Consider the following 15,708-nt stretch of genomic DNA (forward strand, 5'->3'; position numbering starts at 1 on the left):
CTGTGCACGCATTCAAGGACTGAATCGCCTGATCCACGAAGGAGCTCTCCGTGGACAGACGTGCCGCCCCCCGTTCACCCGCCCGTTTCTCGCAACTGTCGCTGGCTGTCAGCCTGGCTGTAGGTGCGATGGCATTTGGTCTGTCCAGCGAACAGGCCCTGGCTGCCTGTAGCGCGGCCGGGGCCACGATCACCTGCAACGGCGCTGCCAACCCGCTGGCGCCGAGCTATACCAACGGCGGCAGCGGCCTCACCGTGAACGTCAACCCGGGCGCGACCCTGGGCACCTTGCTGGGCGTGGGCGGCACCTCGTTATCGCTGGCCGGCAACAACAACACCCTGAACAACTCCGGCACCATCGACCCGACGTTGCTCGGGCTGTTGAGCATCCAGTCCTCCGCCGTGCTGATCGGCAACACCGGCACCGGCAGCACCCTCACCATCAACAACAACGCCACGGGCGTGATCAAGGGCACCGGCGCCCTGCTCGGCGCCAACCTGCTGAACCTCACCGGCATGGCGCTGGACGCGCGCAACGGCGCCGCCGGCACCACCACCATCAGCAACGCCGGCAGTATCGGCTCCTCGGCCTTGGCCAGCCTCACGCTGGTGAGCGAGGACACGCCGGTCATCGCCGTGACCGGCGGCAGTACGGTAAACTTCACCAACACCGGCACCATCCTCGGCCGTGCCGCGTTCGAGGCTTCTGCGGCGGGTAACACCTTCACCAACGCCGGGACCCTGACCGGCAGCCTGTCGATGGGCGCCAACAGCACCAACCGCTTCAACGCCATCACCGGCTCCAGCGTCGGGGCAGGGCTTGGGGTCGGCGTGGCGTTGCTGGTCACCAGCAACCCCAACCTCGCCTTTGCCGCAGCCGGGAAGATCGACGGCGGCGCCGGTGGCACCAACACCCTGGCGCTGCAGAACGCCATTGGCGGCGGCAGCGGCACCGCGGGCAGCGGTACGATCAACGCCACCAACTACATCAACTTCAGCCGCCTGATTGTCGACGCCGGCACCTGGAGCCTGATCGGCCAGGTGCTCAACGGCACCACCCAGACCACCCTCAACGGAGGCCAGCTCAACTTCGACAATTCCAGTGCCTTCGGCAGTGGCGCCATCACTGTCAACGGCGGCGGGCTGGCGGGCACCGTCGGCGGCCTGAGCCTGGCCAACAACTTCACCCTCAATGCCGGCCTGAGCGTCGGCGGCGCCACCGACATGGCTCTCAATGGCGTGATCTCGGGTGTCGGCGGCCTGACCAAGACCGGTACCGGGCTGCTCACCCTCGGCGCCACCAACACCTACAGCGGCGGCACCAACCTGGCCGCCGGCGGCCTCAACCTGGCCAGCGCCGCGGCACTGGGCAGCGGCGGCCTCACCGTCAGCGGCGCCAGCAGCCTGCAGGGCAGCGTGCCACTGGTGCTGAACAGCAACGTGGCGTTGAACGCGGCGCTGACCCTGCCCGGCAGCAATGCCCTGACCCTTGGCGGCGTGCTCAGCGGCTCCGGCTCGCTGGTCAAGAGCGGCAGCGGCACCGTGACGCTCAACGGCGTCAACACCTTCAGTGGCGGTACCACACTGGCCAGCGGCACGCTGACCATCGGTAACGACAGTGCCCTCGGTTCCGGCGCGCTGACCCTTACTGGCAACGGCACCCTGAACCACACCGCCGCGCTCACCCTGGGCAACGCCATCAACCTGGGCGGCAACACCCTCACGCTGCCGGGCAGCAATGCCGCCATCCTCAACGGCGTGATCAGCGGTACCGGCGGCCTGACCAAGACCGGCACTGCCGACCTCACCCTGAACGGCGTCAACACCTACAGCGGCACCACCACCCTGGGTGGTGGCAAGCTCACTGTCGGCAACAGCGCCGCGCTGGGCACCAGCGGCCTGACCCTGGGCGGCAATGCCAGCCTGGATGCCAGCAGCGCGGTCAGCCTGGGCAACGCGATCAACCTGGGGGCCAACACCCTCGACCTGCTGGGCACCAGCGCCACCACCCTGGGTGGTGTCATCAGCGGCACCGGCGCGCTGGTCAAGAATGGCGCCGGCGACCTGACCCTCAATGGCAACAACACCTTCAGCGGCGGCCTGACGCTCAACACCGGCAAGCTCACCGTCGGGCACAGCAATGCGCTGGGCAGCGGTGCGCTGACCCTGGGCGGCAACGTCAGCCTCGACGCCGGCACCGCGGTCAACCTGGGCAACGCGGTCAACCTCGGCGCCAACACCCTCAACCTGCTGGGCACCAGTGCCACCACCCTGGGCGGTGTCATCAGCGGCACCGGCGCGCTGGTCAAGAACGGCAGCGCCGGCCTGACCCTCAACGCCAGCAATACCTTCAGCGGCGGCACCACCCTCAATGGCGGCGTGCTGACCGTGGGCAACAACAATGCCCTGGGCACCGGCGCGCTGTCTCTGGGCGGCAATGCCAGCCTCGATGCGGGCGTGGCGGTCAACCTGGGCAACGCCATCAACCTGGCCGGTAACACCCTCACTCTGCCGGGCACCAGCGCCACCACACTGGGTGGCGTGATCAGCGGCACCGGGGCACTGGTCAAGAACGGCGGCAGCAACCTGACCCTGGGTGGCACCAACACGTTCAGTGGCGGGCTGACCCTCAATGCCGGCACCCTGACCCTGGCCAGCGCGGCGGCCCTGGGCACGGGCGACCTGACTGTTGGCGGGGCCTCGACCCTGGCCAACGCCGTGGCGATGACCCTGAACAATGGCGTCAACCTCGGCGCCAACCTGACCCTGGCCGGCGCCAACAATCTCAATCTGGCCGGCAACCTCAGCGGCACCGGCGGGCTGATCAAGAACGGCAGCGCCAGCCTGACCCTGGGCGGCAACAACACCCAGAACGGCGCCACGGCGCTGAACGCCGGCACCCTGGTGCTGGGCAGCAACACCGCGCTGGGCACCGGCGCGCTCAACGCCGCGACCAACACCACCCTCGACACCAGTGTCGCCGGGCTGAACATCGGTAACGCCCTTAACCTGGCCGGCAACCTGAATCTGCCCGGCAGCAATGACCTGACCCTGAGCGGCGTCATCGCCGGCGCCGGCGGCATCACCAAGGGCGGCAACACCACCTTGACCCTGACCGGTGCCAACACCAACAGCGGTTCCACCTTTGTCAACGCCGGTACCCTGGTGGTCGGCAGCAACACCGCGCTGGGCACCGGCACCCTCAACACCGCCGCCGGCACCCACCTGGACGCCAGCACGGCCGTGAGCCTGGCCAACGACGCCATCATCGCCGGCCCCCTGACCATCGACGGCACTGCCAACCTGGGCCTGAGCGGCGTGCTCAGCGGCATCGGCTCGCTGGTCAAGAACGGCAACGCCAGTCTGACCCTGAGCGGCAACAACGTCTTCACCAACGGCACCCAGCTCAACGCCGGCACGCTGATCCTGGGCAGCAACACCGCACTGGGCATCGGCGGCCTGGCCCTGGGTGGCAACGCCAACCTCGACACCAGCACCGCGGTAGCCGCCACCAACACCATCAGCCTCGGCGCCAACACCCTGACCGTGCTGGGCAGCAACGCCACCACCCTGACCGGACAGATCAGCGGCACCGGCGCGCTGGTCAAGAACGGCAGCGCCGGCCTGACCCTCAACGGCAACAACACCTACAGCGGCGGTACCACCCTCAACGGCGGGTTGCTGACCCTGGGCAACAACAATGCCCTGGGCAGCGGCGCCTTGACCCTGGGTGGCAACGCCAGCCTCGACGGCAGCGGCACCCTCAACCTGGGCAATGCCATCAACCTCGCCGGCAATACCCTGACCCTGGCGGGCAGCAATGCAACCACCCTCGGCGGCGTGATCAGCGGCACTGGCGCGCTGACCAAGAACGGCAGCACCAACCTGACCCTGTCAGGTGCCAACACCTTCAGCGGTGGTCTCAACCTCAATGCCGGCACCTTGACCCTGGCCAGCGCCGCGGCGCTGGGGACCGGAGCTTTGAACGTCGGCGGTGCTGCCACCTTGGCCAACTCCACGGCCATGACCCTGAACAACGCCATCAACCTCGCCGCCGACCTGTCGCTGCCCACCACCAGCAATCTCACCCTGGCCGGCAACCTCAGTGGCACCGGCGGCCTGGTCAAGAGCGGCAGCGCCACCCTGACCCTGAGCGGCAACAATACCCACAGCGGCGCCACCGCGCTCAACGCCGGCACCCTGGTACTGGGCAGCAACACCGCCCTGGGCACTGGCGCGCTGAATGCCGCCAACAACACCACCCTGGACACCAGCGTCGCCGGGCTGAACATCGGCAACGCGCTGAACCTGGCCGGCAACTTCATCCTGCCCGGCAGCAACGACCTGACCCTGAGCGGCACCATCGCCGGCGCCGGCGGCATCACCAAGAACGGCGCCACCAGCCTGACCCTGAGCGGCAACAACAGCAACAGCGGCATCACCCGTCTGAACGCCGGTACCCTGGTGCTCGGCAGCAACACCGCGCTGGGCACCGGCACCCTCAACACGCTGGCCGGCACCCACCTGGATGCCAGCACGGCAGTCAGCCTGGCCAACGACGTCACCATCGCCGGCCCCCTGACCATCGACGGCAGCGCCGACCTGGGCCTGAGCGGCGTGGTCAGCGGCATCGGTTCGCTGGTCAAGAACGGCAACGCCAACCTGACCCTGAGCGGCAACAACCTCTACACCAACGGCACCCAGCTCAATGCCGGCACGCTCACCCTCGGCAGCAACACCGCGCTGGGCATCGGTGCCCTGACCCTGGGCGGCAACGCCAATCTCGACGCCAGCACCGCGGTGGCGGTGACCAACGGCATCAGCCTGGGCGGCAACACCCTGACCGTGCTGGGCAGCAACGCCACCACCCTCGGCGGCCTGATCAGCGGCAGCGGTGCGCTGGTCAAGAATGGCAGCGCCGGACTGACCCTCAACGGCAACAACACCTACAGCGGCGGCACCACCCTCAATGCCGGGCTGCTGACCCTGGGCAACAACAACGCCATCGGCAGCGGCGCGCTGAGCGTGGGCGGCAACGCCAGCCTCGACGGCAGCGCCGCGCTCAACCTGGGCAACGCCATCAACCTGGGGGCCGGCGCCACCCTGACCTTGCCGGGCAGCAACGCCACCACCCTTGGCGGCGTGATCAGCGGCACTGGCGTGCTGACCAAGAACGGCAGCACCAACCTGACCCTGTCGGGCGCCAACACCTTCAGCGGCGGCCTCAACCTCAATGCCGGCACCCTGACCCTGGCCAATGCCGCGGCGCTGGGAACCGGCGCGCTGAACGTCGGGGGCGCCGCGACCCTGGCCAACAGCGTGGCGATGACCCTGGGCAACGACGTCAACCTCGGCGCCAACCTGACCCTTGGCGGCAGCAACAACCTGACCCTGGGCGGCGTGCTCGCCGGTACCGGCGGGTTGATCAAGAACGGCGTGTCCGACCTGACGTTGACGGGCAACAACACCTTCAGCGGTGCCATCGACCTGCTCGGCGGCAGCATCACCACCGTCGGTACCACCGCTCTGGGCAATACCTCGGCGGTCAGCGTCGGCGCCGGCACCAGCCTCAACCTCGGCGCCAGCGCCACCATCGGTGGCCTGAGCGGCGCCGGTACGGTGAATATCGCGGGCGGTGGTGCCCTGACCCTGGGCGGCAACAACCTCAACAGCGTGTTCAGCGGCGTCTTGGCCGGCAGCGGCGGGCTGATCAAGAACGGCAGTGGCAGCTTCGAGCTGTCCGGGGTCAACGTGCTCGCTGGCAATACCACGGTCAATGCCGGCTTGCTCAATGTCACCGGCTCGCTGGCCAGCGCCAGCGTGCAGGTCAACAGCGGCGCCAGCCTCGGCGGCACCGGCAGCTTGCTGGGGGCGGTCGACATCGCCAACGGCGCGCACCTGCTGGCCAACAGCGGTGCGACCCTCGGCACCGGCGCATTGACCCTGCACAGTGGCTCGGTCCTCGACTTCGGCCTGGGCTCGCCCGCTACTGGCGGCACCGCGCTGGTCAACGTCAACGGCAACCTGACCCTGGACGGCACCCTCAACGTCACCGACGTCGGCGGCTTCGGCACCGGTATCTACCGGCTGTTCGACTACACCGGCGCGCTGGTCGACAACGGCCTGCTGGTCGGCAACGTGCCGGGTGCCATGTTGCCCGGCGACCTGCAAGTGCAGACCTCCATCGGTAGCCAGGTCAACCTGCTGGTCGGCGGCGCCACCGGCACCGTGCAGTTCTGGGACGGCGCCCAGAGCGTGCCCAATGGCGTGATCGACGGCGGCACCGGCACCTGGAATGGCAGCAACACCAACTGGACCGATGTCAACGGCGTGCTCAACGGCAGCTGGGCCAGTGACTTCGCGGTGTTCCAGGGCACCGCGGGGGATGTCACCGTGGTCGGTACCCAGGCCGCCACGGGCCTGCAGTTCGTCACCAACGGCTACCGCCTGATCGGCGCCGGTGGGCTGGACCTGGTCAACGGCAGCAACGGCGCCTTCGCCGTGCGTGTCGACCCCGGCGTCACTGCGACCCTCAACGTCGGCCTCTCGGGCAGCGGCCAGTTGGCCAAGCTCGACAGCGGCACCCTGGTGCTCAATGGTGCCAACAGCTACACCGGCGGCACCCTGTTCAACGGCGGCACGGTCGTGGTCGGTAACAACACCGCTTTTGGCAGCGGCGCTGTCAGCACCGCCAACGGCACCACCCTGGACAGCAACACCGCCGTGACCCTTGGCAACGCCTTCAATCTAAGCGGTGCCCTGACCGTCGCCGGTTCCGCCGACCTGGGGCTGTCCAACGTGGTCTCCGGCCTTGGCAGCCTGGTCAAGGCTGGCGGCGCCAACCTGACCCTGGGCAGCGCCAACACCTACAGCGGCGGCACCAGCCTGGGCGCCGGCACCCTGACCCTCGGCAACGCCCAGGCGCTGGGTACTGGCGGCCTGACCGTCACCGGCGCCGCCAGCCTGGACACCACCGGTAACCTGGCACTGGGCAATACCGTCGCCCTGAACGCCAACCTCACCCTACCGGGAACAAACGACCTCACCCTCAACGGAGCGCTCAGTGGCACCGGGGGCCTGGTCAAGACAGGTTCCGGCACGCTCACCCTCAACGGCAGCAACAGCCAGCAGGGCAGCACCAGCCTGAACGGCGGCACTCTCGTGGTAGGCAGCAACACCGCGCTGGGCACCGGCGCCCTGAACGCAGTCGGCGGCACCACCCTGAGCAGCAATGCCAACGTCACCCTGGCCAACCAGCTCAACCTGGCCGGCAACCTGACGATCGCCGGGGCGCAGAACCTGACCCTGGGCGGCAACGTCAACGGCGTCGGCGGCCTGACCAAGACCGGCAGCGGCACCCTGACCCTGAACGGCACCAATGGCAACCTGGGCAACACCAACCTCAATGCCGGCACCCTGGTGCTCGGCAGCGCCAGCGCCCTTGGCCTCGGTCAGCTCAACGCGGCGGCCGGCACCACGCTGGACAGCTCCGCGGCGATCAACATCGGCAACACGGTCAACCTGGGAGGCAACCTCACCATCACCGGCAGCAACGACCTGGGCCTGGGCGGCCTGGTCACGGGGGCCGGCAGCCTGACCAAGAACGGTGCCAGCAACCTCACCCTCAGTGGCGCCAACACCCTGACCGGAGGCGTGACCCTCAATGCCGGCACGCTGACCCTGGGCAACAACCAGGCACTGGGCACCGGCACCCTGACCGTCGGCGGCGCCAGCAACCTGGCCACCACCGGTGCCCTGACCCTGGCCAACCAGGTGACACTCAACAACACCCTGAGCCTGACCGGCAACAACAACCTGGCCCTCAATGGTGTGATCAGCGGTACCGGCGGCCTGACCAAGACCGGCAGCGGCAACCTGAGCCTCGGCGCCGCCAACACCTACCAGGGCACCACTACCCTTGGCGGCGGCACCCTGACCCTGGGCAACAACACCTCCATGGGCACGGGCAACCTGGCGGTGACCGGCAACAGCACCCTGGCCACTATCGGTGTACTGCAGGTGGCCAATGCCATCGGCCTTGGCGTCGGGACCACTCTCGGCGTCAACAACACCCAGGCCCTGACCCTCGACGGTGTCATCAGCGGTGCCGGGGCGTTGAACAAGCTGGGTGCCGGGCAACTGATACTCAATGGCAGCAACACCTACGCCGGCGGCACCTCGCTGCAGGCCGGCAGCCTGCTGCTGGGCAATGCCGGCGCCCTGGGCAGCGGTGCCCTGAGCGTCAACGGCGCCGCCAGCCTCGATGCCAGCCAGGCGCTGGCGCTGGTGAACGCCGTCAACCTCGCCGGTGGCAACCTGACCCTCGGCGGCAGCCAGGCACTGACCCTCAACGGTGTGGTCTCCGGCAGCAACGGCATGGTCAAGAACGGCGCCGCCACCCTGACCCTCAATGGCAACAACACCTACAGCGGCGGCACCACCCTCAACGCCGGCACCCTGGTGGTCGGCAGCAACACCGCGCTGGGCAGCGGCGCGTTGAGCACCGGTGCCAACACCAGCCTCGATGCCGGTGGCGCAGGCGCCACCCTGGCCAACAATGTACACCTGGGCGGTACCCTCAACCTGCCGGGCAGCGCCGACCTTACCCTCAACGGCGTGGTGGATGGCGTCGGCGGCCTGAACAAGTCCGGCGCCAGCACCCTGACCCTCAACGGCGCCAACAACTACCTGGGCGGCACCACCCTGAATGCCGGCCGGCTGGTGGTCGGCAACGACAACGCGCTGGGGCAGGGCGCCCTGACCGTCGCCGGGGCCTCGACCCTGAGCAGCGGCGCCAGCACCACCCTGGCCAACAACGTCACCCTCAACGCCGGCCTGACCGTCGATGGCGGCAACGACCTGACCCTCAATGGCGTGATCAACGGCACCGCCGGCCTGACCAAGAACGGCAGCGGCAACCTGACCCTCAATGGCAACAACGGCTTCCAGGGCGGCACTCAGCTCAACGCCGGGCGCCTGACCCTGGGCAGCAGCGGTGCGCTGGGCACCGGTACCCTTTCGGTCACCGCCGACGCCACCCTGGCCAACAGCGCGCCGATGGCCCTGGGCAACACCATTGCCCTGAGCAACGGCGCCAACCTGACCGTTGAAGCCGTCAACGCGCTGATCCTGAGCGGCGACCTCGGCGGCAGCGGCAACCTGGTCAAGACCGGCGTCGACGACCTGACCCTGGTCGGCGTCAAGACCTTCACCGGCAACGTCGACATCCAGGCCGGGTCCCTGACCACCCTCGGCGGCGGTGTACTGGCCAACGTCGACACCCTCAACGTCGGTGCCAGCGGCCAGCTCAACCTCAACGGCAACGCCAGCCTCGGCAGCCTGACCGGCAGCGGCCAGGTCGATGTCGGCATCGGCAGCACCCTGAGCCTGGGCAGCAACAACCTCAACGGTACCTTCGCCGGCGGCCTCAATGGCCTGGGCGGCCTGGCCAAGATCGGCAGCGGCACCCTGACCCTCACGGGCAACAGCAACCTGGCCGACAACACCCAGGTCAACGCCGGCACCCTCAAGATCGACGGAAGCCTGGGCAGCAACCTGCTGACGGTCGCCAGCGGCGCCACCCTGACCGGCAGCGGCAGTGCCAACGCCACGGTGGTCATCAACAACGGCGGCCACTTGGCCGGGCAGAGCGGCGCCACCCTGGGCCTCGGCAGCCTGGTGCTCAACAGCGGCTCGATCGTCGATGTAGGTCTGGGCGCCCCGTCCACCGGCGGCACCGCGCTGTTCAACGTCGGCGGCAACCTGACCCTCGACGGCACGCTCAATGTCGGCAGCATCGGCGGCTTCGGCAACGGCGTGTACCGCATCTTCGACTACACCGGCGCGCTCACCGACAACGGCCTGGACTTCGGCAGCCTGCCAGTGGGCGTAGGCCTGGGTGACGTGACCCTGCAGACCGCCCTGGCCAACCAGGTCAACCTGCTGGTCAGCGCCGCCGGCCTGAACATCCAGTTCTGGGACGGCAGCCAGAGCGTGCCCAACGGCCAGGTCGATGGCGGCACCGGCGTGTGGAACGCCGGCAACACCAACTGGACCGACCTCAACGGCGTGCTCAACACCACCTGGGGCAGCACCTTCGCAGTGTTCCAGGGCGCGTCGGGCGACGTCACCGTCGATGGCAGCCAGACCCTCAACGGCATGCAGTTCGTCACCGATGGCTATCGCCTGCTGGCGGGCACCGGCGGTGTGCTCGACCTGATCAACGGCAGCGGTGGCGACACCAGCGTGCGGGTCGACCCCGGCGCCACGGCGACCCTCGATGTCGGCCTGGCCGGCGTCGGCAAACTCAACAAGCTCGACAGCGGCACCCTGGTGCTCAACGGCAACAACAGCTACAGCGGCGGCACCCTGCTCAGCGGCGGTACCTTGATCGTCGGCAGCAACACCGCCTTGGGCAGCGGCGCGCTCGACACCGCGGCGGGCACCACCCTCGACAGCAACGCCTCGGTCGCCCTCGGCAATGCCGTCACCCTGGCCGGCCCGCTGAACATTGCCGGTAGCAATGACCTGGCCCTCAACGGCAACATCGGCGGCGCCGGTGGCCTGGTCAAGGCCGGCAGCGCGCGGCTGGCGCTGGCCGGCAACAACACCTATGCCGGTAATACCGCGCTCAATGGCGGCACCCTGGTGCTGGGCTCCAATACCGCGCTCGGCACCGGCAGCCTGACCGCGGCGCCCGGCACCAGCCTGAACAGCAGCCAGGCGGTCACCCTCGCCAACAACGTCACCACCACGGGCGATCTCACCGTGCTGGGCAGCAACGACCTGACCCTGGGCGGCACCGTCGGCGGCACCGGTCGCTTGCTCAAGGCCGGCCTCGCGCGCTTCGCGCTGATGGGCGCCAACATCTACAGCGGCGGCACCGACCTGCAGGCCGGTACACTGGTGGTCGGCAACAACGCGGCGCTGGGCAGCGGCGGCCTGGAGGTCAGCGGCAACGCCAACCTCGACAGCGCCAGTGCCGTCACCCTGGCCAACCCGGTCAATGTCAGTGGCGTGCTCAACGTGCTGGGCAGCAACGACCTGCAACTGGCTGGCGTGCTCAGCGGCGGGGGCGAGCTGAACAAGAGCGGCCTGGCCGACCTGACCCTGTCAGGCAACAACACCTTCAGCGGCATCCTCAACATCCTCTCCGGCAGCCTGAGCACCATCGGCACCACTGCCCTCGGTACCCAGAGCCAGCTGAACGTCAGCAGCGGCGCCAGCCTCAACCTTGACGGCAACACCAGCCTCGGCGACATCGGCGGCACCGGCGCGATCCAGATCGCCGCCGGCAACAGCCTGGCAGTGGAGGGTGGGGTGTTCGACGGCAATATCAGCGGCACCGGCACCCTGAACAAACTCGGCAACGGCACCCTGGCGTTGAGCAGCACCAACAGCCACACCGGCACCACCAACGTCCAGGCCGGGGGGCTGCAGGTGAATGGCTCCCTGGCCAGTGGCGCGGTCAACGTCGCCAGCGGCGCCAGCCTCAGCGGCGCCGGCAGCCTCGGCGGCGCGGTGACGGTGGCCAACGGCGGCAACCTCGCGGCCACCAGCGGCAGCACGTTGAACGCCGGCAACCTGGTGCTCGACAGCGGCGCCAATTTCAACGCCTCGCTGGGCACGCCGTCGTCTGGTGGTACGCCGCTGGTCAACGTGGCCAACAACCTGACCCTGGGCGGTACCCTCAACGTCACCGATATCGGCGGCTTTGGCGCTGGCGTGTACCGGTTGTTCGCCTACGGCGGCAGCCTCACCAACAACGGCATGAGCTTCGGCACCACGCCGGTGCCGATCACCGACCTGACCGTGCAGACTGCCGTGGCCAACCAGGTCAACCTGGTGGTCGGCGGTGCCAGCAACGTACTGTTCTGGGATGGCAGCCAGAGCGTCGCCAACGGCCAGATCGACGGCGGCAGCGGCACCTGGGACGCCACCAACACCAACTGGACCGACGTCAACGGTGTGTTGAACAGCACCTGGAACGACACCTTCGCGGTGTTCCAGGGCGCCCCCGGCACTGTCACCGTCAACGGCAGCCACAGCATCACCGGCCTGCAGTTCGTCACCGATGGCTATGTGCTCAACGCCGGTACCGCCGGTGAACTGCTGGGCAACGGCACCACCAACCTGCGGGTCGACAACGGTGTCACCGCGACCCTCAACGTCGCCCTCAACGGCACCGGCAGCGTCGCCAAGCAGGACGGCGGCACCCTGGTGCTCAACGCCGCCAACGGCTACAGCGGCGGCACTGCCCTCAATGGCGGCACCCTGGTGCTTGGCAACAACAGCGCGCTGGGCAGCGGCACGCTGACGGCCGCAGGCGGCACCACGCTGGACAGCAACACCGCCGTCACCCTGGCCAACACCACCGTGCTCAACGGTGCCCTGGCCATCGCCGGCAGCAACGCCCTGACTCTCAATGGCGTAGTCAGCGGCACGGGTGGGCTGATCAAGAACGGCGCCGGCCTGCTGACCCTGAACGGGGCCAACACCTACAGCGGCGGCACCCAGATCAACGCCGGCGGCGTGGTGGGCAACAGCACCAGCCTGCAAGGCGCGATACTCAACAACGGCGCCCTGACCTTCGAACAGAACGCCAACGGCAGCTACACCGGCAACCTCAGCGGCAACGGCACCCTGGCCAAGAACGGTACCGGCGAGCTGCTGCTGACCGGGGTCAACACCTTCACCGGCGCCACCAGCGTCAATGCCGGCACCCTGCTGGTCAACGGCCGTCTCGACAGCACCAGCGTGCAGGTCGCCACCGGCGCCCGCCTGGGCGGCAGCGGCACCTACGGCGGCGGCGTGCAGATCGCCAACGGCGCTACCCTGGCCGCCGGCCAGAGCGCCACGCCGCTCACAGTAGGCAGCCTCGACCTGGCGTCGGGCAGCGCCCTGGACTTCAGCCTTGGCGCTCCGGCTGCCTCCACCACCGTGGTCAGGGTCAACGGCAACCTGGTGCTTGACGGCACGCTGAACATCACCGATGCCGGCGGCTTCGGCACCGGTGTCTACCAACTGTTCAGCTACGGCGGCACGCTCACCGACAATGGCCTGGTGTTCGGCGCCATCCCCGGCAGCGTGGTCCTGGGCGACCTCAGCCTGCAGACCGCCATCGCCAACCAGATCAACCTGGTGGTGCAGAACTACGGCGAGGAGCTGCAGTTCTGGAACGGCGGCAAGACCAACCCCGACGGCAGCGTCGGCGGCGGCAGTGGCACCTGGGGCTCGAACACTGGCTGGACCAATGCCGGCGGTACCAGCAGCGAAGGCTGGAGTGGCGGCTACGCGGTCTTTGGCGGCACGTCGGGCACCGTTACCGTGGTTGGCAACCAGTCGTTCGAGGGCCTGCAGTTCCTCAGTGATGGCTACCAGGTCGTCCCGGGCTCTGGCGGCAGCCTGACCCCGGTCAACGATGCCGACGGCAGCCTGGCGGCAGTGCGTGTCAACGCCGGCGCGACGGCCACCGTCAGCGCACCGCTGGTCGGCACTGGCGGTATCGAGAAACTCGATGCCGGCACCCTGATCCTCGCGGGCGCCAACACCTACAGCGGCGGCACCACCGTCAGCGGCGGTACCCTGGTCGGTAACACCACCAGCCTGCAGGGCAACATCCTCAACAACGCCAACCTGGTGTTCGCCCAGGGCAGCAACGGCACCTTCAACGGCACCCTCAGCGGTACCGGCATCACCACCAAGCAGGGTGGCGGTACCTTGCTGCTGACCGGCAACCAGCCGTTCAGCGGCGCCTTCAATGTCAACCAGGGCGTGCTCCAGGTGGGCGACGCGGCCAACCCGGGCAGCAACCTCGGCGCCCAGGTCACGGTGGCCAACGGCGCCGCCCTGACCGGCAACGGCACCGTCGCCGGGCTGATCAACAACGGCACCGTGCTGCCGGGGCCGGCCGGCAACCTGAACGTGTCGGGCAACTTCACCAATGGCGCCACCGGCACCCTGGTGATCGACCTCGCCAGTTCACCGGTGAACTACCTGAACGTGGGCGGCACCGCGAACCTCGGCGGCAGCCTGATGGTGGCCAACCTTGCCAGCGGCAACGGCCAGTACACCGTGGTCAGCGCCGCGGGTGGCGTCACCGGTACTTTCGCCACCACCAACCTGGCCAACTCGGCGTTCCTCAACAGCTCGCTGGACTATGGCGCCAACCAGGTGACCCTGTCGGTCAGCCGCAACGGCAACTCCTTCGCCGATGTCGCCGCCACCGGCAACCAGCGTGGCGTGGCCACGGCCCTGGGCAGTGCCGGGGCGCCGGCCGAGCTGGTCAACAACCTGCTGCCGCTGGACCGCCAGGGCGCCCAGGCGGCGTTCGACAGCCTGTCCGGCGAGATCCACGCCAGCACCGCGACCGTGCTGATCGAGGACTCGCGCTACGTCCGCGAAGCGGTCAACGACCGTCTGCGCCAGGCCGACTGCAGCAACCAGGACGATCCGCGTCGCACCCTGGCGCCGACCGCCAACCAGCAGCTGACCAGCGAAGGCTGCCAGGGCCAGGCTGTGGGCTGGATCCGCGCCATCGGCGGCTGGGGTACCTACGACGGCAGCAGCAGCCATGCCAGCGTCGACCGCGACCTGTCGGGCTTCATGCTCGGCGTCGACCGTGCCTTGGATGACCAGTGGAAAGTCGGCGCCGCCGCCGGCTACACCCGCTCGAGCATCGATGCGCACCGCCGTCGCTCCGACGCCACGGTAGACAGCTACCACCTGACCACCTACCTCGGCTACCAGCTGGACGCCTTCGCCGCCCGTATGGGCGTGGCCTACAGCTGGCACGACATCGACACCAAGCGCGATGTCACCGTCGGCAGCTACGACGACCGGCTCAAGGCCAAGTACAAGGCGCGCAGCGCCCAGGTGTTCGGCGAGGTGGGCTACGCCATCGATGCCGGCGGCATCGCCCTGGAGCCGTTCGCCGGGCTGGCCTACGTCAACTACGACAGCGACACCGCCCACGAGAAGGGCGGGGCAGGGCGGCTGGAAGGCAAGGTCGACCAGGACGTGACCTTCTCCACCCTGGGCGTGCGGGCCGGCAAGCGCATCCTGCTCGACAATGGCAGCAGCGTCACGCCGCGGCTGTCGGTGGGTTGGCGCCATGCGTTCGGTGACGACAAGCCCGATGCGGATCTGCGCTTTATCGACGGTGGCGCCGGGTTCAGCACCGAGGGCGTGCCGATCGCCAAGGACGCGGCAGTGGTCGAGGCAGGGGTGGACCTGTCGGTGGGCGCGAGCGGCAAGCTGGGGGTCGGGTATTCCGGGCAGCTGTCGAGCGAGAACCGTGACCATGGTGTGGTGGTGAGCTTCAGCATGGGGTTCTGAGGTAGATCGCCGGGGCTGCGTTGCAGCCCTTTCGCGGCACGAGGCCGCTCCTACAGGAGGAGACCGTGTTCCTCTCTGTAGGAGCGGCCTTGTGCCGCGAAAGGGGCGCAAAGCGCCCCCGGCCTTTTCTTGGTCTTCGAGCGCGAGGGCTGTTGACCGCATCAGGGCCACCAGGCGTTCGCCGCAAATTTTGCAGCGCCAAGCACCTGGTGGCCATGACGCGATCAAAACCCTCGCCCCAAACCCCGTAAGACATTTCTGAACTTGAAACCAAATCCTTCAGCCATCCAGCACTTCGGACCTATCCTACGCGCCAGCCGGAAGGCTCTGAATTGGCCGGGAAACTCATCAGGGGTACCGTCACTGGGTCGTC

General features: G+C 68.5%; 1 protein-coding gene. It reads left to right on the top strand.

Annotated features, from left to right (window positions below):
* Window positions 1-50: 50 nt before the first annotated feature.
* The gene (locus AC0MAZ_RS08290; protein ID WP_475860848.1) at window positions 51-15,335 is read left to right on the top strand and encodes an autotransporter-associated beta strand repeat-containing protein; all 15,285 of its coding nucleotides are present in this window, start codon (window positions 51-53) and stop codon (window positions 15,333-15,335) included.
* Window positions 15,336-15,708 lie beyond the last annotated feature (373 nt).

This window comes from Pseudomonas sp. A (genome assembly GCF_056270345.1).